At 63.7% G+C, this 20127-nt stretch carries 15 protein-coding genes; 9 read left to right on the forward strand and 6 right to left on the reverse strand.

The window, feature by feature from the left end:
- Window positions 1-18: 18 nt before the first annotated feature.
- A complete protein-coding gene (locus AC1RMG_RS02575) occupies window positions 19-1035 on the reverse strand; it encodes a DUF2628 domain-containing protein (protein WP_125063771.1) in 1017 nt (338 codons plus the stop codon).
- Window positions 1036-1474: 439 nt separating this feature from the next.
- Between AC1RMG_RS02575 and fae the strand changes: the two genes are divergently transcribed.
- From fae to AC1RMG_RS02595, 4 genes are all read left to right on the forward strand, one after another.
- Entirely contained in the window at window positions 1475-1987 is a 513-nt protein-coding gene (gene fae, locus AC1RMG_RS02580; protein WP_493168223.1) for a formaldehyde-activating enzyme, read from the forward strand.
- A 10-nt stretch (window positions 1988-1997) separates the two neighbouring features.
- Window positions 1998-3032 carry an aldo/keto reductase gene (locus AC1RMG_RS02585; protein WP_047285958.1) on the forward strand — a complete coding sequence of 345 codons (1035 nt, stop codon included), beginning with the start codon at window positions 1998-2000 and terminating at the stop codon, window positions 3030-3032.
- Window positions 3029-4462 (forward strand): NAD-dependent succinate-semialdehyde dehydrogenase, encoded by a 1434-nt coding sequence (locus AC1RMG_RS02590; RefSeq protein ID WP_493168226.1) that lies wholly within the window; start codon window positions 3029-3031, stop codon window positions 4460-4462. Before AC1RMG_RS02585 ends, AC1RMG_RS02590 begins: the two co-directional genes overlap by 4 nt.
- A 147-nt stretch (window positions 4463-4609) precedes the next feature.
- A complete protein-coding gene (locus AC1RMG_RS02595; RefSeq protein WP_493168228.1) occupies window positions 4610-5971 on the forward strand; it encodes an MFS transporter in 1362 nt (453 codons plus the stop codon).
- A 118-nt stretch (window positions 5972-6089) separates the two neighbouring features.
- Here the strand turns inward: AC1RMG_RS02595 and AC1RMG_RS02600 are convergent, their stop codons facing one another.
- A complete protein-coding gene (locus AC1RMG_RS02600; protein WP_492583234.1) occupies window positions 6090-6965 on the reverse strand; it encodes a LysR substrate-binding domain-containing protein in 876 nt (291 codons plus the stop codon).
- A 269-nt stretch (window positions 6966-7234) separates the two neighbouring features.
- Entirely contained in the window at window positions 7235-8407 is a 1173-nt protein-coding gene (locus AC1RMG_RS02605; protein WP_493168230.1) for a hypothetical protein, read from the reverse strand.
- A 313-nt stretch (window positions 8408-8720) separates the two neighbouring features.
- Between AC1RMG_RS02605 and AC1RMG_RS02610 the strand changes: the two genes are divergently transcribed.
- The 5 genes from AC1RMG_RS02610 (at window position 8721) to AC1RMG_RS02630 (ending at window position 15882) form a co-directional block, all read left to right on the forward strand.
- Complete coding sequence (locus AC1RMG_RS02610) at window positions 8721-9662, forward strand: LysR substrate-binding domain-containing protein (RefSeq protein WP_123725621.1); 942 nt, start codon at window positions 8721-8723, stop codon at window positions 9660-9662.
- Between the two features lie 419 nt (window positions 9663-10081).
- On the forward strand, window positions 10082-11506 hold the full coding sequence (aldA, locus tag AC1RMG_RS02615; protein ID WP_123725622.1) for an aldehyde dehydrogenase: 1425 nt from the start codon (window positions 10082-10084) through the stop codon (window positions 11504-11506).
- Between the two features lie 139 nt (window positions 11507-11645).
- Complete coding sequence (locus AC1RMG_RS02620) at window positions 11646-12968, forward strand: MFS transporter (protein ID WP_493168233.1); 1323 nt, start codon at window positions 11646-11648, stop codon at window positions 12966-12968.
- Between the two features lies 1 nt (window position 12969).
- The gene (locus AC1RMG_RS02625; RefSeq protein ID WP_493168235.1) at window positions 12970-14187 is read left to right on the forward strand and encodes a mandelate racemase/muconate lactonizing enzyme family protein; all 1218 of its coding nucleotides are present in this window, start codon (window positions 12970-12972) and stop codon (window positions 14185-14187) included.
- A gap of 78 nt (window positions 14188-14265) precedes the next feature.
- A complete protein-coding gene (locus AC1RMG_RS02630) occupies window positions 14266-15882 on the forward strand; it encodes a GMC family oxidoreductase (protein ID WP_493168237.1) in 1617 nt (538 codons plus the stop codon).
- A gap of 84 nt (window positions 15883-15966) precedes the next feature.
- On the opposite strand, the gene AC1RMG_RS02635 is transcribed toward AC1RMG_RS02630, so the two are convergent.
- The 3 genes from AC1RMG_RS02635 to AC1RMG_RS02645 form a co-directional block, all read right to left on the reverse strand.
- Window positions 15967-17280 (reverse strand): NAD(P)/FAD-dependent oxidoreductase, encoded by a 1314-nt coding sequence (locus AC1RMG_RS02635; RefSeq protein WP_011060769.1) that lies wholly within the window; start codon window positions 17278-17280, stop codon window positions 15967-15969.
- A 137-nt stretch (window positions 17281-17417) separates the two neighbouring features.
- Entirely contained in the window at window positions 17418-18782 is a 1365-nt protein-coding gene (locus AC1RMG_RS02640; protein ID WP_493168239.1) for a glutamine synthetase family protein, read from the reverse strand.
- A gap of 643 nt (window positions 18783-19425) precedes the next feature.
- Complete coding sequence (locus AC1RMG_RS02645) at window positions 19426-20085, reverse strand: methyltransferase family protein (protein ID WP_053150862.1); 660 nt, start codon at window positions 20083-20085, stop codon at window positions 19426-19428.
- Window positions 20086-20127 lie beyond the last annotated feature (42 nt).

Raw genomic sequence — 20127 nt, forward strand, 5'->3', positions numbered from 1 at the left:
ATGACCTGCCCGGCAGCGCTATTGACCGAACCCCGGCGCTGCCTCTTCGACCTTTCTTTTGTATTGCACCTTGGCCTGGTCGGGGTTGCAGGACAGCAGGGCATCGACCTGGACAAAACCCTTGGACAGCACCTGCCTTTCTCGCCACAGGTTGCCGCACGCGCCGAATACCCCGGCGCTGAGCAGCCAGCCCAGGGCGAACCCGTGGTGGCCGGCGCCTGTATCAGGGATCAGCAGGATCAGGCCCAGGGCAGCCAGGGTGAGGCCGGTCACCCAGTACAGGCTGACGCAGTACGACCAGAGTACGGTGAGAAAGCAGGCGGCAAAATTGAAGCCGATGGCCACGGCTTCCAGTTCGCCCTGGGGGTTGCGATAGAGGCGGTAGAGGCGTTTGTGTTGTTCCTCTAGGTCCTGGTTGATCCGCTTCTCACGCTCGGCGATCTGGATTTTCTCCGTAGCGCTGAGGTCGCTGTCATCGAAGATTTCCTTGAAGGTTTCTTCCAGAAGGTAATAACCGGTGTAGGCGCTGGAATGGCCTGTGAGGTACAGAGCGTCGACGCGATAGCGGCGGTTGAGCTTCAACTGGGTGTCGCCACTGAAGAAGCTGCAGGCCGAGGTCTGGATATGCAACCAATGCTTGCCAAAGCTGTATTCGATATAGGGCTTGCCGCCGTTCCGAACCCAGCGGCGGTCGAAGTAGCCTTCCAGTTGCTCCACTTTCACGCCCGTGATGTCAGTCCTGGGTTGCGCCTGGGCGTTGAGCCACTTGGCGGTGCACCAGCCACCGACCATCAGGCAGAGGAAGGTGCACAGGATGACCTTGGCGAACAGCGGGCCATCCAGCAGGCAGATGAGGATGAGGCAGGGGAGCAGCAGGATGCCCGAGAGGACGCAGGTGGTTTCAACATCAGCCTTCCAGGCGCGGGTCAGATCTTGATTGATGCGGTCGATTCTTTCCTGGTCGAGGACTCGGATAACGGCGGTCTCGCTGGGCCCAAGCCTCAGGCTTGGGCGGGTCTTTACAAGACGAAGCACAGGGACCGCCCGCGGGTTCGGGGCGGTCCATGCCTTCGAGGGGCGGGCAGCCTACTGAACAAAGGGCCGGCTCATCAAGCTTTGCTGGAGCCTCGGCTGCCGCCCGACTCGCGTCGTGCCCTCAGCGCAATTTCTCCAGCATCTGGTAGTACCACATGCCCGCCGTCTTGGGTCTGAGCCGGGGTATGACTAAAGCTCATGCCCGCATGACTTTTAATGGTTACGGGATCCAGCGAGCCCGGTGCTAAAACAACGCAAACACAGCTCACCCATAACAAAAAAGAGCGTTTGCGCCATGACTATCTCTCGTCCTGCCGGGCTTCCCGGCCCGCGTTGCAGCGGCCTGCGGCCACGCTCCTTGACCTGTCTGTTCCTCCGACCCGGTGCCGCCTCGGCTGATCCGGCTACTTTCCCTTGCATCCTCAACGAGTAAGTACTCATGCACCCACTCGACCTCTATATAGGTGAAGGCTTCGAAGGCCCGGGCGTCAACGCGGCCCACATCAACATTCTCATCGGACCGCGCAATGGCCCGGCCGGGCAGGCCTTCGCCAACAGCCTAGCCTCGCCGAGTCAGGGCCATTGCCCGTTCATGGTGATCGCCCAGCCGAATATCCCGGTCAAGCCCATGACCCTGTACGTGAACAAGGCGGCCATCGCCGGCGAGCTGCACGGCAATGCCACCTGGGGCGCTTCCCAGGCCGGGATCGCCAGGGCGGTGCTCGAAGCTCTGCTGGACGGCACCTTGCCGGCCGAGGCCGAGGACCAGTGGGCGATCGTTACCGCCAATTGGGTCAACCCGGCCTGCGACGACCTGGATGCGGTCTACCAGAACAACTACCGCGCCTGCCGCACGGCAATTCGCGCGGCCCTCACTGGCAAGCCCGAGCGTGCGCAACTGGCGGACGTGGTGAGCCAGATCAGCAACCCGTTCTACACCCCCAAGGCCTGAGGAACGCACCATGCAATACATTCGTCTGGGCCACTCCGGCCTGCAGGTCTCGCGCCTGTGTCTGGGCACCATGAACATGGGCACCCCGGACTGGAAACCCTGGATCTTCGATGAAAAGCAGAGCGAGCCCATCGTCGCCCACGCCCTTGACCAGGGGGTGAATTTCATCGACCTGGCGGATTTCTATTCCGCAGGCGTCGGCGAAGAGGTGGTGGGGCGCATCGTCAAGCGCCTGGCGCGCCGTGAAGACCTGGTGATCACCACCAAGGTCGGCTACGGCACCCGCGGCGGGATCAACGCCAGCGGCCATTCGCGCAAGCACATCCTCGACAGCATCGATGCCTCCCTGGGGCGCCTGGGCATGGATTATGTCGACGTGTTCATGCTGCATTACTTCGATGTGAACACCCCTGTGGAAGAAACCATGGAAGCGCTGAACGACATCGTCCGCGCCGGCAAGGCCCGCTATATCGGGGTTTCCACCATGCTCACCGGGCAATTGGCGAAGCTGCTCATGGCCTGTGAGCGCAATGGCTGGGTCAAGCCGATCAACATGCAGTTGCAGTTGAACTGTGCCTACCGCGAGGAAGAGCGCGAGATGATTCCGTTCTGCCGTGACCAGGGCCTGGGGGTTTCGGTGTTCAGCCCGCTGGCCCGGGGCCTGCTCACCGGCGACGTGCAGTCGACCCGTAACCAGACCGACTTCTTCACCCAGCAGATGTACAGCGATGAGGCCTCGTTGCAGATCGCCCGCTCGGTGCAGCGGGTGGCCCGCGCCCGCGGCCTGTCCAATGCCCAGGTGGCCCAGGCTTGGGTACTCAACCATGCCGGGGTCGACTGCATGCTGGTGGGCGCCGACACCACCGCGCAGTTCGACAGTGCCCTGGCAGCCCTGGAAACCCCTCTGGACGCCGAGGAGCTGCACGAGCTGGAGCGCAACTACACCCCCTGCGATGTGATCAACGACTACACCGCCGGTAAACGTATCCTGCGCACGGCCCGTCCGGGGCTTGAGCGTTTTTCCCTGACCGAGGCCGTGGCATGAGCACGTTGATCCGTACCGGTAACTTCATCGATGGCCAATGGTCCAGCGGCGGCGCCAGCTACCCGGTGTACAACCCGGCCAATGGCGAACTGATCACCCAGGTGCAAAAGGCCGGCGCCGAGGAAACCCGCCTGGCCATCGCGGCCGCCCAGCGCGCGCTGCCGGCCTGGCGCGCACTCACCGCCAAGGAGCGCAGCCAGCGGCTCAAGCGCTGGAGCGAATTGATGCTCGGCCAACAGCGCGAACTGGCCATTTTGCTCAGTCGCGAACAGGGCAAGCCCCTGGCCGAGGCCATGGGCGAGGTGGTCTATGCCGCGAGTTTCCTGGAGTGGTTCGGCGAGGAAGCCAAGCGCGCCTACGGCGATGTGATCCCCAGCCACAAGGCTGATGCGCGGATTATCGTGATCAAGGAGGCCATTGGCGTGGTCGCGGCGATCACCCCGTGGAACTTTCCCCTGGCGATGGTCACGCGCAAGGTCGGCCCGGCCCTGGCCGCCGGCTGCACGATGATCCTCAAACCCTCGGAAGAAACCCCACTATCGGCCTTTGCCCTTGGGGTGCTGGCGCAACAGGCGGGGATTCCGGCCGGGGTGCTGAACATCGTGTCCGGCGATGCGCCGGCCATTGGCGAGGCGCTGCAGGCCTCAAGTGTGGTGCGCAAGCTATCGTTCACCGGCTCGACCCGCACCGGCAAACTGCTGATGCGCCAGGCCGCCGACACCCTGAAGAAAGTCTCCCTGGAGCTGGGGGGCAATGCGCCGTTCATTGTCTTCGACGACGCCGACCTCGACGCCGCGGTCAAGGGCGCCATGGCCTCGAAGTTCCGCAACACCGGGCAGACCTGCGTCTGCGTCAACCGCTTCTTTATCCAGGAGGGTGTGTATGAGGCCTTCACCACCAAGCTGGCCGAGGCGGTTGCCGCGCTGCGGGTTGGCGGTGCCCTGGACGGCGATACCGAGCAGGGGCCGCTGATCAATGCGGCGGCCCTGGCCAAGGTCGAGGCGCATGTTGGCGATGCATTGGAGAAAGGCGCCGGGCTACTGTGCGGCGGCCGTCGCCACACCCTGGGCGGCACCTTTTTCGAACCCACCGTCCTCACTGAAGCCAGCGACGCGATGCAGATCGCTCAGGAAGAAACCTTCGGTCCGGTGGCGGCATGCTTTCGCTTCAAAGACGAAGCCGAAGTGCTGCAGCGAGCCAATGACACGCCATTCGGCCTGTCGGCCTACTTCTACAGTCGTGACATCGGTCGGGTGTGGCGCATGGCCGAAGGCTTGGAAGCGGGCATGGTGGGCATTAACGAAGGCATCATTTCCACCGAAGTGGCGCCCTTTGGCGGGATCAAGGAGTCGGGTCTTGGCCGCGAAGGTTCCAGATACGGCCTGGACGACTATCTGGAGATCAAATACCTGCTGATGGGTGGCCTCTAGCCCTCACATCCTCCAATGCAGGAGCTGGCCGGGCGGCGTTCCGCTTGCCAGCGAAAGGGCGCAAGGCCCAAGGGCTTCTTCGCCAGCAAGCCGGCTCCTGCGTGGTTCGATTCATCTCTTATTCAAAAACAATAAATGGAGACGAACATGAGCACTGTAACCGTCAAGATCGATGACCTGCCCATTGGCCGGTTCCACTTGAAAATCGCCGGCCTGACCTTCGGCGCGCACTTCACCGACGGCTATATTCTTGGCCTGATCGGCATCGCCTTCACCCTGCTCAGCCCGCAGATGCAGCTGGATGCGTTCTGGCAGGGCCTGATCGGCGCCTCGGCGCTGATGGGGCTGTTTATCGGCAGCCTGTTCTTCGGCTGGATCTCCGATCATCTGGGGCGACAGAAGATCTTCCTGGTTAGCTTCGTGCTGATCACCCTGGCTTCGGTGATGCAGTTCTACGCCGAGACTGCCATGGGGCTGTTCCTGTGTCGGGTCCTTATCGGCATCGGCCTGGGCGGTGACTTCAGCGTCGGCCACGCCATGCTCGCCGAGTTTGCCCCCAAGAAGCACCGTGGTGTGCTGCTGGGTTCGTTCAGCGTGATCTGGACTTTCGGCTACGTCGCCGCGACTTTCGTCGGTACCGCGATGCTCAGCCTCGGCGACGATGCCTGGCGCTGGATGCTGGCGTCCTCGGCGATTCCCGCCGGCTTGATCCTGCTGGCGCGCATCGGCACCCCAGAGTCGCCGCGCTGGCTGGTCAACCGCGGACGCGTGGCCGAGGCCCGCGCCATTGTTCAAAAGCACCTGGGGGCCAACGTGGTGCTCGACGAACAGCCCTCGGGTGAAACCCGTTCCGGCTACGCGGTGCTGTTCAGCCCCGAGTACCGCAAGCGCACCGCCTTCAACTGCCTGTTCTTCGTATGCATCGTCATGCCGTACTTCGCCATCTACACCTTCCTGCCGTCGATCCTGCAGAAGATGGGGCTGGCCGAGGGCTTTGGCACCGAACTGATGCTCAACCTGCTGCTGATCCTCGGCGCGTTGATCGGCATCTGGTGCACGGTGAAGTTTTCCCGCCGGGGGTTCCTGATCAACTCCTTCATTATCCTGGCGGTGGCGCTGTTGCTGCTGGCGGTATTGCCGGGCAGCGCAGCCTGGTTGATGGTGCTGCTGTTCGGCGTGTTCACCCTGGTGCTGTCGGCTGTGAGCAACCTGGTGGGGGTGTTTCCGGCGGAGAGTTTCCCCACCGAGGTACGTGCCAGCGGCATTGGCCTGGCCACCGCTGTGAGTCGCCTGGGCTCGGCTATCAGCACCTTCCTGCTGCCGGTGAGCGTGGCCGGGATCGGCCTCAGCCCGACCATGGGCATTCTCGCCGGGATTCTGGCTCTGGGGGCGCTGATTTCCTGGGCCTGGGCGCCAGAGACCAAGTCCCTTACGCTCAACCAGGCGTGCAGCGTGAGCGCTGCTGACTTGGTCGGACGCGATCTGCAGAAGGTTGCCTCACCGATCTGATGTTGCCCCGCCCGACCGTTGTAGAGGCCGGCTTACCGGCGAAGAGGCCAGAGAGTGTTGCATAAGTCTTGAGGTTGCCTTCGCTGGCAAGCCAGCTCCTACGAGAAACCACGGGCCCTCAGGGGTTGCTCACCAGCCCCAGCCATTGGGTGAACAGCTGCACTTTGGACAGCCCCTGCTTGCCATTCGCCACGTCCAGCCAGTAGCCGTAAGGGCCGATCACCTCCACCGGGGTGATCGGTAGCAGGCGGCCGTCCGCCAATTCCCGTTCGATCATCTGGCGGTCGATCACCGCCAGCCCGCCACCGGCCAAGGCTGTGTGGATCACCTGGTCCAAGGTGCTGAACTCCAACCCCGCCTGGGCGTCGATGTCGTTGCGGCCTACGGCCGCCAGCCAGTTCTCCCAGACCTGCAAACGCTTGCCGGCATGCAGGATGTGCAACAGCGGAAAGCGCCTGAGATCCGGCGCCTGGCCGGCGCTGAACAGCTCCGGGCTGGCCACGGCGATATGCCGCTCCATCACCAGCAGCTGGCTCTGGCAATGAGCGGCGGCCTGCAGGCCGAAGCGGATTTCGCAGTCGACTTCAGCCGGGCTGTCGTGACTGTTGTGCTGGGTCACGCTGAGGCTGATATCCGGGTAGCGCTGGCAGAAGTCCCGCAACTGCGCCGACAGCCAGCGGGTGGCCCAGGTCGGCGGTGCGACGATGCGCAGGCGCTGACGCAGATTGGGGACGCGCAGGGCTTGCAGGGCGCGCTCGATGTGATCGAAAGCCTGGCCCAGGTGCGGCGCCAGGGCCGTGCCGGCTTCGGTCAGCGCCAGCCCGCGCGGGGTGCGGCTGAACAGCGCCACGCCGAGGTAGTCCTCGAGCTGCTTGATCTGTCGGCTGACTGCGCCCTGGGTGACGTTGAGCACCACAGCGGCCTGGCTGAAGCTGCGGTGGTGGGCGACTTCCTCGAAGACCCGGAGCATGTTCAGGGAGGGCAGTTGGCGCATGGCGGGCAGACTCCGCACCTGACGCCAGAAAACAGCGATCCAAGCCTGGCGGGCTGAGCGCAGGAAGTGGCGGGGCAGGCTTATTGTTGTTGTAAGGCGCTTCTTTTAGGGCGCCCATCTTATCCAGTAGCCGCCCTCCGAGGGCGCTGGCTTGCCAGCGAAGAGGAACACGAGATCACCTTCGCCGGCAAGCCGGCTCCTACAGAGTCTCCCGCGATATTCCTGCCAACTGTAGGCGCTGGCTTGCCAGCGAAAGGGCCGGCAAGGATTCAGAAGTAGTAGCCGATATTCACATACACCTGGTTTTCCCACTGGTTGCTGCCACCGGCCCCCAGGCTCTGGGCATAACTGCTGCCCCCGATGTACGGATCGTTCTTGCCGAACAGCCATTCGGTGGCGATCCACAGCTTGCTCAGAGAGAACGAGCTGCCGAGGATCATCCTCTGGGAGGTCTTGTAGGCACTGGCCGATTTGTCGAAGGTGCTGTAATTGGCGTACAGCTTGACCCCGCTGATTTGGTCGAGCAGGTACTTGCCGCCAACGTCGTAGCTCAGGTCGGCGACATACAGGTTGCCGCGGCTGGCGACGTTGAAGGTGCCGTCGTAGCCGCCCAGGGTCACCAGCTCATCGGTGCCAGGGTTGCGTGGCGACATCTGCTGGCGCGCCGCCTGCAGCTGCAGGCCCCAGGGGCCGTTTTTACCCAGGTAGTGAACCGCCATGGCGTTGCGCCGGCCGTCGCTGTGGGTGTCGTTGTTCTTTAGGGTCGAGGTCAGGCCCGAGACTCCGACTTCCGAGGCCCAGCCTCCCAGTTGTACGGCCCTGGCCACTCGTAGCACCAAGGTGTTGCGCTCGCGGTTGTCGCTGCCGTCGGCCACGTAACTGTCGGCCGAGGACACCACGCTGGAATAGGTACGGCCGTTGCTGGTGCCCTTGCCTTGCCAGGCCGGGCGCAGGTAGTAACCGGCCTGGAGGTTCCAGTCGCCGCTCTGCTGGATGTATTTGGCGCCCACTTGCTCGATGTCCTCCAGGCCCACCACGTTGCCCAGGGTTTCGAAAAAGGTGCTGCCGAAATACGGCTGCAGGCCGAACGGAATCTGATTCAGACCGACCTGTACCTGCTGCTCGGGGTTGAACCGGTAGCCGATCCAGGCGCTCTCGGCGAAGGCGATGTCGCCCACTTTGTCGGTGTAGCGGTACGGGTAGGCGCGACCGTAAAAGCGGTACTTGGCGGCGCCGATCCAGGTGTCGGAGCTGTATTTGGCACTGAGGATCGCGGTGTCGAAGTTGAAGGTCTGGATATCCCGGTCGGGATCGTAGTCCCAGCGCGCGCGAACCGCGCCGCCCAGGTCCAGGTGGTCGGTGACTTGCACGGCCAGAGCGGGGGTGGCGAGGCTGCCCAGCAGGGCGAAGTTGCACAGTAGGCCAGAGCGTTTGTAAAGCATGGGGTTTTCTCCCGGATTGTTATTGTCGGGTGCGATGAACCCGGCCGCAGCAAGGGCGGCAGCCAAGGGTGAAAGGAATCAGAGGGGGCGAACGCTGTGGCTTCAGCCAGCGATGACCGGCGGTGCAAGGGAGAGATGAGGCATGAGTGTTACTCGTATTGTTGTGTGTGCCCGCAGTGTTGCCAGCCACTGTGGGCTCTACAAACGATTTATTCAGCTCCGACGCATGACTAAAATGAATGTTAGTCCCATGGCTTCTGTTCGCGCTGGCATGCGATGCTCTGCGCCTCCTGCAGCCGTTAGAGAGACTGTCGTGAAACGCAAGATGCCTGCGCTCAATGCGCTCAAAGCCTTCGAGGTCGCCGGCAGCACCGGCAGTTTTACCCGGGCCGCCGAATTGCTCAACGTCACCCAGAGTGCGGTCAGCCGTCAGGTCCGGCAACTGGAGGAGCAGTTGGGGGAAAGCCTGCTGCAACGGCGCCATCATCACCTGGAGCTGACCAGTGCCGGGCGTGTGCTGCTGCGGGCCCTGCACCAGTCTTTCGACAAGATCGAGTTGACGTTGCGCGGGATTGCGCAGAAATCCCACACCAATCGCTTGCACCTCAATGCGCCGCCGACCTTCGCCAGTCGCTGGCTGCTGCCGCGCCTGGGGCGCCTGCGCGAGCAGCACCCGGAGCTGGAGCTGAGCCTGACCACGCGTTTGCAGGACAGCCTGGCGGAAACCGCGACCCTGGATTGCGCAATCCGCTTTGGTGACGGCGAGTGGGATGGCCTGGACAGTTCGCTGCTGTTTCAGGAGCGGCACATCGCCGTCTGCGCGCCTTCGCTACTGGCCCGGGAGTCGGCAGAGCAGGGCATCGATCTCAAGCGCATGACCCTGTTGCATGTATTGGCCCGGGAAGACCAGCGCTACCTGACCTGGAAGCACTGGCTGGATGCCGCGCGGATCACCGGGGTCGATACTCAGGGCGGCTATGAGTTCGACCTTCTGGATCTGGCCATCCACGCGGCCACCGAGGGTTTGGGAATTACCATTGCCGACTGGCACATGGTGGCGGCGGAACTGGCCGCGGGGCAGTTGACCCAAGTGCACAACGTGCATGTGGAGGGGCACCAGTCTTACTGGCTGGTGACACGTCCAGCACAGGCTCCGTTGCCGCAACTGCAGGTGTTTAGCCAGTGGCTCGAAGAGGAAATCTGGCTGGCGCAACGCCAGCTTGAGCCGTCCACAGCCTCCACGCCCCTGCGCTAGAGGCCGGGCGACCGCCTTCGTCGGCAAGCCGATTCCTACAAAAGCTCACATGCACAACCTGTGTAGGAGCTGGCTTGCCAGCGAAGATGTCCGTCAGGCCACCATCATCAGTGCGTTATAACCTGCGTTTTTTGCATGTTAGTTCGTTTAATTAATCGTTTGTCCTTGTCATGCCGGACGACAAGACTGCCAGCACTCACATAACAACAACCCGAGTGCCCAGCCATGCCATATCCGGTCCTTGTCGATTGCCTGTCGCTGCACCTTGTCCGCGGCTTCCAGCCTTGCCTGCACGCCATTGCCCTGTCCGTCGATCGCTGCGCTGTGCCCGCTCGACCACGCCAGACCCTTTGACCGCCGGGCCTGGATCGCTTCCAGGCTGCCTGCGCCACTTCTCTGCCAACGACGGGGCAACTTCCATGCAACTTGAACAGAATTTTGTTAACGGCGACTTCATCAAACCAGCCAGCGGCGTATCCATCGCGGTTTATGATCCGGCCGACGAAACCCTCGTGGGGCATGTCTCGGCCGCGAATCAGGAAGAGGCCCATGCTGCGGTGACCGCCGCCTGCGTTGCCCAGAAAAAATGGGCAGCGTTGACCAGTATCCAGCGCGGTGACTACCTGCGTGCATTGGCCGACGCCCTGGAGTCGCGTGCCGACGCCATTGGCCAGGCTCTGGCAGCCGAGTCGGGCAAAAGCCTGGCGGATGCCAGCAATGAAGCCCGCTATGCCGCGCAGATCACTCGTTATCACGCTGAATGGGCGCGCCGCATCGAGGGCGAGATCATTCCCAGCGACAGCCCAGACGAAAAGCTGTTTCTACACCGCGAGGCGATTGGCGTCGTGGCTTGCCTGATCCCGTTCAACTACCCGGTCTACACCCTGCTACGCAAGGTGGCGCCGGCGCTGATCGCCGGCAACACGGTGGTGGTGCGTCCGAGCAACAACACGCCGATCTCGGCTTTTGAGATCGCTCGGGCGGTCCAGCAGGCTGGCCTGCCGCCTGGGGTAGTGAACATCCTGACCATGGACCATGCTACCGCTGCCACCGTCTGTACCCACCCGGCAGTGGGCATGATCACCCTGACCGGTAGCGTCAATGCCGGGCGTATCGTGCTCGACTACTGCAAGGCCAATATCGCCAAGCCGTCCCTGGAACTGGGCGGCAAGACCCCGGCCATCATCGAGCCTGATGCCGACCTGGAGCAGGCCGCCAGCGCCATCATCGCTTCCAAGACCACCCATTGCGGGCAGTTGTGCACGGCGGTGGAGCGAGTCTATGTCCACGAAAGCGTGCATGAGCGCTTCCTGGCGCTGCTCAAGGACAAGATCGCCGCCGTCCAATTCGGCGACCGGCGCCAGGACCCAAGCCGCATGGGGCCTCTGGTCAGTGCGGCTTCGCGGGTGGCGATTCATGGTCTGGTGCAGCGAGCGGTAGCGCAGGGGGCGGTGCTCGAAGCCGGTGGCACGATGCCCGAGGGGCCAGGGCATTTCTATCCGCCGACGCTGCTCAGCGCTTGCCGTCAGGAGATGGAGATCGTGCAGGAGGAAATCTTCGGGCCGGTACTGCCGGTGCTCAAGTACCGGGATATCGATGAAGCCCTGGCCTTGGCCAATGACCATCAGTTCGGCCTGGCTTCGGTGCTCTATACCGAGAATTACCGTACCGCGATGAAGGTCGCCGGGGCCATTCAGGCTGGCGAGCTGTACGTCAACCGAACTCCGGCCGACCCCTACCAGGGCTACCACGCCGGCTGGAAGCGCTCAGGGCTGGGCGGTGACGACGGCAAGCACGGCATGCTCGAGTTCACCCAGACCCGTCTGGTGGTCATGCCTTTCTAAAGGCAGCTGCAAGTTTCAAGCGGCAAGCTGCAAGCTAAAGCGCTGCAACACTTCTTGCCGCTTGAAGCTTAAAACTTGCCGCTGCTCCCCCAATAACAACAATGAGCGGCGCCGGATACCGGCGCCCGAGGGCATCGTTATGTCTAAGCATGCAGCCGATCTGATCTCGGCTCAGGATTCTGCCGGGTTGCCGGTGGGTAACAGCGACAAGGGCAGTCGTTACTTTCAACTGATGCTGCTGGTGCTGGCCGCCGGGGCGATCTACCCGATCCTGTACCTGCGCCAGGTCTACCAGACCACCATGCTTGAGGTGCTGCAGATCAACCACAGCGAGCTGGGTTACCTGTACTCCATGCTCGGCACCATCTTCCTGATCAGCTACCTGCCCAGCGGCTGGCTGGCGGACCGCATCGCTCCGCGCTTTCTGATTTTCTTCTCCCTGGTGGCCACTGGCGCCCTGGGCCTGTGGTACTCCACTGCGCCATCACTGACTTCGCTGATGATCATCTTCGGCTGCTGGGGGCTGACCACCGGGCTGACGTTCTGGGCCTCGGTGCTCAAGCGGGTGAAGATGATTGCCCACCACACCGAACAGGGGCGTTTCTTTGGCATCCTCGACGGTGGCCGTGGCCTGGTGGAAGCCTTGCTGGCGACCCTGGCCCTGGGCTTGTTCGCCCTGGCCACCGAGACCCGTGGTGAGTCGACGGCCGAGGGTTTCCGTCACGTGGTCTATCTGTACTCCTTTACCTGCATAGCCATCGGCTGCGTACTGGTGCTGCTCAAGGACCCCAAGTCCATGGAGGACACGGCGCCGGTGGAGCAGGGGCGCTTCAATCTGCTCAGCGACCTGGCGACCCTGGTGAAGATCCCCGAGCTGTGGCTGGTAACCGCCATTGTGTTCTGCGGCTACCACATCTTCTGGGCCACCTACAGCTTCTCCGACTACCTGCAGGGCAGCGGCATGACTGCCGTGATGGCCGGCACCATCACCACCATCAAGCTGTGGATGCGGCCTCTGGGTGGCATCGGTGGTGGCTGGCTGGGGGACCGTTTCTCGAACATCTCGGTGCTGATCGTCGCCCTGTTGCTGGCGACCCTGGGCATCGTCGGGCTGATCCTGTTCCCGGCCCTGGGCAGCCTGGGCTTGTTGATCGCCACAGTGATCTTCATCGGTCTGATGACCTACGCCATTCGCGGGCTGTACTGGGCGATCCTCGATACCTGCCGGATTCCCCTGCGCATCACCGGCCTGGCCATTGGCATCGTGTCGGTGGTGGGCTACCTGCCGGACGCCTTTATCCCGCTGATCAACGGCTATCTCACCGAACATTTCCCCGGGGCCTTGGGCTATCGCTTGTACTTCGGCTATATCGCCGCGGTCGGCGCCCTTGGCACCTTGGCCGCGATCGCTCTGCGCGCTCGCGTCAACCGTACCCAGCAGCATTCGCAAACAGGAGCCTGAGATGAAAATCGTCGCCCTTGAAACCCATATCGTCGCCGTCCCGCCACCGCATATCGGCGGCATGTACTGGCTGTTCGTCAAGCTGCGCACCGCCTGCGGCATCGAAGGCGTGGGCGAGATCTATGCCGCCACCTTCGGTCCCCAGGCGATGCAGCCGATCATCGAGGATGTGTTCCAGCGCTACCTGCTGGACCAGGATCCGCACCATATCGAGCGCTTCTTCCGCCAGGCCTATTCCAGCGGGTTCACTCAGCGCCCGGACTTGACCATGATGGGCGTGGTCAGCGGCCTGGAGATGGCCTGCTGGGACATCATTGGCAAGGCGGCGAACAAACCGGTGTATGAACTGCTGGGGGGCAAGGTCCATGAGCGCCTGCGTTCCTATACCTATCTGTATCCGCTCAACAGCCGCGGCGAATACGATTACGACGACCCGGACCTGGCCGCCGAATGCGCAGTAAAGAACATGAACCAGGGCTTCACCGCCCTGAAGTTCGACCCGGCCGGCCCCTACACCGCGTACTCCGGACACCAGCTGTCCCTGGAAGTGCTGGAGCGTTGTGAAACCTTCTGCCGCAAGATCCGTGAAGCGGTGGGCAATCGCTGCGACCTGCTGTTCGGCACCCATGGGCAGATGGTGCCGTCCTCGGCCATTCGCCTGGCCAAGCGCCTGGAACAATACGACCCGCTGTGGTTCGAGGAGCCAGTGCCGCCGGGCCAGGAGCAGGCCATGGCGCAGGTGGCGGCCAAGACCAGCATCCCGATCGCCACCGGCGAGCGCCTGACCACCAAGTACGAGTTCTTCAAGCTGCTGCAGGCCGGTGGCGCCTCGATCCTGCAGATGAACGTGGCGCGCTGCGGTGGCCTGCTGGAGGCGAAGAAGATCGCCAGCATGGCCGAGGTCTACTACGCGCAGATCGCCCCGCACCTGTACAACGGCCCGATTGGCGCGGCGGCGAGTTTCCAGCTGGCCACCTGCACACCGAACTTCCTGATCCAGGAAAGCATCATGACCTGGGGCGGCTTCCATGCCGAAGTGCTGACCAAGCCTTTGCAATGGGAGGACGGCTACATCATCCCGTCCAGCGAGCCGGGACTGGGGGTGGAGCTGAACATGGACGTGGTGCGCAGGCACTCGCCTTACAACGGTGAACGCCTGCACTTGCAAATGGCCGCGACTCCGGCCGACGTCAACGACCACTCCCCGGCCAAGGGCTGAGCATTTCCCGCCCGGTAACGGGCAGGGCATGGGCAGCCGCTACGGCTGCCTTCAATACGACCTGAGCGGTAACCCTGCATGACATACGACTACATCATCGCCGGCGCCGGCGCCGCCGGCTGCGTTCTGGCCAATCGGCTCTCGGCCTCGGGCCAATACTCGGTATTGCTACTGGAAGCGGGCGGCAAGGACTCATCGTTCTGGTTCAAGATTCCGGTGGGTTTCGCCAAGATGTATTACAACCCTCACTTCAACTGGATGTACTACAGCCAACCGCAGAAGCAGCTCGGCGACCGAGCTATCTACGCACCGCGGGGCAAGGTCCAGGGCGGCTCCGGCTCGATCAACGCGATGATCTATGTACGCGGCCAGGCCCATGATTTCGATGATTGGGCGGCCGATGGCAATGAGGGCTGGAGCTTCGACGAGGTGCTGCCGTATTTCCGCAAGCTGGAGAATCATCCTCTGGGAGACAGCCAGTACCACGGCGGCAGCGGCCCCATCAACATCACCCCGATGAAGGGCCAGACCCATCCCATCTGCGATGTGTTCCTCAAAGGCTGCGAGGAACTGGGCTACTCGCGCAGTGAAGATTTCAATGGTGCCAAATTCGAAGGTGCCGGGATCTACGACGTCAACACCCGCAATGGCCAGCGCTGCTCCAGCAGTTTTGCCCATCTGCATCCGGCGTTGAGCCGGCCGAATCTCAAGGTCGAGCATTACGCACTGGTGGACCGGGTCCAGTTCGACGAGCAGAAACAGCGCGCCACCGGAATCAGTGTGACCCAGCACGGTGTTATCCGGACCTTCAATGCCAACAAGGAAGTGATCCTGTGTGCCGGTGCGGTGGACACGCCGAAGATCCTGCAACTGTCCGGGGTTGGTGATCGTGAGTTGCTGGCCCGGCACCGGATTCCTCTGGTGCGGCACCTGCCGGCGGTGGGGCAGAACCTGCAGGACCATCTGTGCGTCAGCTACTACTACAAGGCCAATGTGCCGACTCTCAACGACCAGCTCAGCTCGCTGTTCGGCCAGCTCAAGCTGGGCCTGCAATACCTGCTGACGCGCAAGGGCGCACTGGCCATGAGCGTCAACCAGGCTGGCGGTTTCTTCCGTGGCGATGCCGTGCAGGAACACCCCAACCTGCAGCTGTACTTCAACCCGCTGTCGTACCAGATCCCCAAGAGCAACAGGGCCAGCCTCAAGCCCGAGCCGTATTCCGGCTTTCTGCTGTGCTTCAACCCGTGCCGGCCCACCAGTCGCGGCAGCATCCAGATCGCCTCGAAGAACCCTCGGGATGCGGCGCTGATCGACCCCAACTACCTGAGCACCGACAAGGACATTGCCGAGGTGATCCAGGGCAGCCGCCTGCTGCGCAAGATCATGCAGGCCCCGGCGCTCAAGAGCATTACCGTGGATGAAGTGCTACCGGGGCCGGCGGTGGCCAGTGATGAGCAGATGCTGCAGTACTTTCGCGAGAACAGCGGCTCGATCTACCACCTGTGCGGTTCCTGCGCCATGGGCCGCGACGAGCAGCGCTCGGTGGTGGACAAGCGTCTCAAGGTGCATGGCCTGGCGGGGCTGCGCATTGTCGATGCCTCGATCTTCCCCAACGTCACCTCCGGCAACACCCATGCGGCGGTACTGATGGTGGCGGAAAAGGGCGCCGACCTGATCCTCGAGGACGCCCTGTAGCCGCTGCCCAAGCCTGCACACGACGCAGTCGATACAAAGAGGCACGCGCGGTTCAGCCGTAGCGGGCTTTTGGCTGGCCCGGGTTCAGCGCAGTTTCTCCAGCATCTGGTAGTACCACATGCCCGCCGCCAGCATCGGGTTGCCCAACTGGTCGCCGAAGGGAACGCGGATGTGCTGGCAGGCGGCGAAGGTGTCGTAGTGGCCGAGGTGGCCGGTCAGGGCCTGGGCCATGATCTCGCCCATGATGTGGGTGGTGGCCACGCCGTGCCCGGAGTAGCCCTGGCAGTACCAGACGTTGTCCGAGAGCTTGCCCAGTTGCGGGATGCGGTTGATCACGATGCCCATGGCGCAGCTCCACTGGAAATCGATGCCTACGCCCTTGAGCGCGGGGAAGGTGCGTTCGATGCACGGGCGCAGTTCGCCGGCGATGTCCCGCGAGTCCTTGCCGCTGTAGTTGGCGCCGCCGCCGAACAGCAGGCGGCCGTCGGCGGTCATGCGGTAGTAATCGAGCACGAAGCGGCAGTCGTAGACCGCCAGGTCCTCGGGGTTGAGGCGCTTGGCCAGGTCGCCCAAGGGCTCGGTGGTGACGATGCCGCCCATGGCGGGGAAGATCTTGCCCTTGAGTTTCTTCGGTTCCAGCTTGTGGTACACATCGCCCGCCAGAAGCACTTGCCGGGCATCGATGCGGCCCTGGGCAGTGACCACCGCCGGGCGCTCACCGTGGATGATCTCCAGCACTTCGCTGTGTTCGAAAATCAGCGCCCCCAGGCTTTCGGCGGCCCGGGCTTCGCCGATGCACAGGTTCAACGGATGCAGGTGCAGGTTGCGGGTGTTCTTGATGGCGCCGTGGTAGAGCTCGCTTTCCAGCAGCCCGCGGACCTGGGCCCGGTCCAGCAGGCTGACCTCGTCGCCCATGCCGCGGCGCACCGCTTCTTCGTAGTCGGCGCGCAGGCCCGGCAGGTGGCTGGGCTTGTAGGCCGCGTGCAGGTGGCCGTGCTTGAGGTCGCAGGCAATGGCGTATTTTTCCACTCGCTGCTGGATGATCTGGTGCCCGCGCCAGCGCAGGTGCCAGATGAAATCGTCCACTTCCTCGCCCAGGTGGCGGCGCATCTGCTTGCGCATGGCTTCATCGCCGGAGAGGCTGCCGGTGACCTGGCCGCCATTGCGCCCGGTGGCGCCCCAGCCGATCTTGTGGCTTTCCACGATGGCGACTTTCAGGCCGCGCTCGGCCAGTTCCACCGCGCTGGCGACGCCGGTGAAGCCGCCGCCGATGATCACCACATCCACTTGATGAGTGCCTTGCAGGGTCGGGTAGTGGGTTTCCTGGTTCAGGGTGGCGCTGTAGTAGCTGGGGCAGCGCTCGGCTGCCGGGGTCCGCGGATCGAAGGCGGCTGTCATGGATAGAACCTCGCAAAAAAGTGAGCCGGGCCGCTGCGGGCAGGCAGCGGCCAGGGCTTTGAAATCGGTCGATGGGCCGGCGGGTCCGGCACGCAATGGATGCGCCCGAGCCCTGCGCGGCAGATCGGCAACGGACCTCAGGCCTGGGTCAGGTACCAGCGCCAGTCCTGCTCGCCGACTTCGGCCATGAACTGGCGGTACTCGGCACGCTTGACCGCCAGGTACACACCGAGGAATTCGGAGCCCAGGGCATCCCGTGCCCAGGCCGATTGCTCCAGGGCCACCAGCGAGGTCAGCCAGTCGGTGGGCAGCAGTTCGGTGGCCTGGGCGTAGCCATTGCCCTGTACCGGCTCGCCGGGGTCGAGGTTTTCCCGCAGGCCGCGATGGATGCCGGCGAGAATCGCCGCCGCTGCCAGGTAGGGGTTGGCGTCGGCACCGCAGATGCGGTGCTCGATGTGCCGGCTATTGGCCGGGCCGCCGGGCACCCGCAGGCTCACGGTGCGGTTGTCGACGCCCCAGGTGGGGGCCAGGGGCGCGTAGCTGTTGCTCTGGAAACGCCGGTAGGAGTTGGCGTTGGGGCAGAACAGCAGCAGCGACTCCAACAGGGACGCGAGCATGCCACCCACCGCCTGGCGCAACAGCGGGGTGCCGGCCGGGTCCTGGCTGGCGAACAGGTTGCGGCCCGCGGCGTCGGCGATGCTCACGTGCATGTGCATGCCGGTGCCGGCCAGGTGATCGAAAGGCTTGGCCATGAAGGTGGCCTGCATCCCGTGCTTGTGGGCCACGGCCTTGACCAGGCGCTTGTAGCGCACGGCCTGGTCCATGGCTTCCAGGGCGTCGCCGTGTTCCAGGGTGATCTCCACTTGCCCGGGGGCGTATTCGGAGATCGCCGTGCGCGCCGGAATGCCTTGCAGCTTGCAGGCGGCGTAGAGGTCGGCGAGGAACGGTTCGATCTGCTCCAGCTCGCGCAGGCCGTAGACCTGGGTGCTGCGCGGGCGACCGCCATCGGCGTCCAGCGCCGGTTGCGGCCGGCCATTGCCGTCGCGCTTGGCGTCCAGCAGGTAGAACTCCAGCTCGCAGGCCATCACCGGGTGGTAACCCTCGGCCTTGAGGCCGTCGATCACCTTGATCAGCAGGTGGCGCGGGTCGGCGATGCTGGCGGGCAGGCCCTCCTGGGGGTGCATGCTGACCTGCACCGCGGCGGTAGGGATCTGCCGCCAGGGCAGGCGTACCAGGCTGCCGGCCAGTGGGTAGGCACGGCAGTCGATATCGCCCACATCCCAGACCAGGCCGGAGTTCTCCACGTCGTCGCCGTTGAGGGTCAGGCCAAGGATGGTGCTGGGCAGGGGCCGGCCGCTTTCGTACACCGCCAGCAGTTCTTCGCGGTGCAACAGCTTGCCCCGGGGCACGCCGTTGGCGTCGAGAATGAACAGCTCGATCATGTCGATATCGGGGTTGGCGGCGAGGAGACTCCGGGCTTCGTCTAGGGCTGCAAAATTCATGTTTGTGCTCGCTTGGCGCCCGTGGGGCGCGCAGGTTTTCAGGTCCTGCAACGACGCCGCGCACGGGCCGGTTGCAAGGGCAGAAATCAGGTCTGGGAGGGACCACGCAGGAGCGCGATCAGGCCAGCGGCGAGTGATCCGGAGGGCGTGAGGAATGGCGCAGGCGGGAACGGCACAGGGCCATGGGCAGGTTGACCAGAAGCTTCATGGGCAGGGCCTGTCCAGGAAGAGAAAACCGATGACGCCAGCGCGCACCTCATGCACCTCACGAGGGCGTTGGGCAGGGTGCAGCGGGGAGTGGCAGGGCAGTGCGATACGAGCGTCGACAAGCGTACCACCGCCAAGGCGCGGGGCCGTGGAGCGGGTGCAGGCCAATCCGTGGAACGGGCTCTGGGGATGCATCTGCCGGGTGATCTCGCTGTCGAGTTCGGGGTGATTATTCTTGGTTTACACCGGGCGCTGGAGGATGCGAACTGCTGCGGCGAGCCTCCAGGGCGGATCAATACTGCAAGAAAGCGCAGGCCAATGTAAGGGGGGTAAAGGGCGCGAGCCCCTTGGCATGGGGCTTTCGCTCATGGTGAAAACCGCGTGCTAGAGCGGCGCGTCCCGGCTGCCAGGCGTGTCTGATTTTTTTTACAGAGCCTTAGTAGAGGCCCGGCAGCAGGCGCCAGCTGCGGGCGCGATAGGCCTCGTATTCCTCGCCGAAATGCTTGAGCAACAAGGCCTCCTCGGCATGAATCCGCGCAATCAGCGGGACCAGGGTCAGTGCTGCCAGCAACAACCCCAGCCCCGAGCGAAACGCCAGGGCCCAACCCAGGGCATTCACCAGCAGGCCCAGGTAGCTGGGGTTGCGCAGGTGGCGGTAGAGGCCATCCACCACCAGGCGGTGGTTGGGCTGGATCGCCACCAGCCCGCTGAAGCGCCGGCCGAGGATGAACACCGGCCACAGCCGCAGCCCGCCGCCGAGGATGAACAGCAAGGCCCCGAGCCAGCGCAGGCCTTCGCCGCCGAAGGTGCAGAAATCGATGCGGTCGCTGTAGGCCGGGACGAAGCCGCTCAACAGGCCGATCACCCCGAACACCGGCAGCACCCAGCGGTTGCCCTGGTCTTCCTGCTCGCCGCTGCTCAGGTTGACTTCGCTGTACAGCGCGGCGACCACCATCAGCAGGGTGGCGATGGCGATCAGGGTCAACTGTGGATGGCCGAAGAAGGCGGAGAAACCGCCCATGCCCCAGATCGCCAGGCCCAGGTAGGCGATGGCACCGAGGATGCTGGAAACGGCCAGCCTGAGGGAGATTTTCATGATGCGCTGCGCCAGTAGCGGGAACCTGTGTTGAGTGTAGGA

This window comes from Pseudomonas sp. GW822-FHT04H02, assembly GCF_058800645.1.

Bases quoted from the DNA above. Each gene is read 5' to 3' on its own strand.
- AC1RMG_RS02590 (WP_493168226.1), top strand. From the start codon at position 3,029: ATGAGCACGTTGATCCGTACCGGTAACTTCATCGATGGCCAATGGTCC.
- AC1RMG_RS02620 (WP_493168233.1), top strand. From the start codon at position 11,646: ATGTCTAAGCATGCAGCCGATCTGATCTCGGCTCAGGATTCTGCCGGG.
- aldA (WP_123725622.1), top strand. From the start codon at position 10,082: ATGCAACTTGAACAGAATTTTGTTAACGGCGACTTCATCAAACCAGCC.
- AC1RMG_RS02625 (WP_493168235.1), top strand. From the start codon at position 12,970: ATGAAAATCGTCGCCCTTGAAACCCATATCGTCGCCGTCCCGCCACCG.
- AC1RMG_RS02595 (WP_493168228.1), top strand. From the start codon at position 4,610: ATGAGCACTGTAACCGTCAAGATCGATGACCTGCCCATTGGCCGGTTC.
- AC1RMG_RS02630 (WP_493168237.1), top strand. From the start codon at position 14,266: ATGACATACGACTACATCATCGCCGGCGCCGGCGCCGCCGGCTGCGTT.
- AC1RMG_RS02645 (WP_053150862.1), bottom strand. From the start codon at position 20,085: ATGAAAATCTCCCTCAGGCTGGCCGTTTCCAGCATCCTCGGTGCCATC.
- AC1RMG_RS02585 (WP_047285958.1), top strand. From the start codon at position 1,998: ATGCAATACATTCGTCTGGGCCACTCCGGCCTGCAGGTCTCGCGCCTG.
- fae (WP_493168223.1), top strand. From the start codon at position 1,475: ATGCACCCACTCGACCTCTATATAGGTGAAGGCTTCGAAGGCCCGGGC.
- AC1RMG_RS02605 (WP_493168230.1), bottom strand. From the start codon at position 8,407: ATGCTTTACAAACGCTCTGGCCTACTGTGCAACTTCGCCCTGCTGGGC.
- AC1RMG_RS02635 (WP_011060769.1), bottom strand. From the start codon at position 17,280: ATGACAGCCGCCTTCGATCCGCGGACCCCGGCAGCCGAGCGCTGCCCC.
- AC1RMG_RS02640 (WP_493168239.1), bottom strand. From the start codon at position 18,782: ATGAATTTTGCAGCCCTAGACGAAGCCCGGAGTCTCCTCGCCGCCAAC.
- AC1RMG_RS02600 (WP_492583234.1), bottom strand. From the start codon at position 6,965: ATGCGCCAACTGCCCTCCCTGAACATGCTCCGGGTCTTCGAGGAAGTC.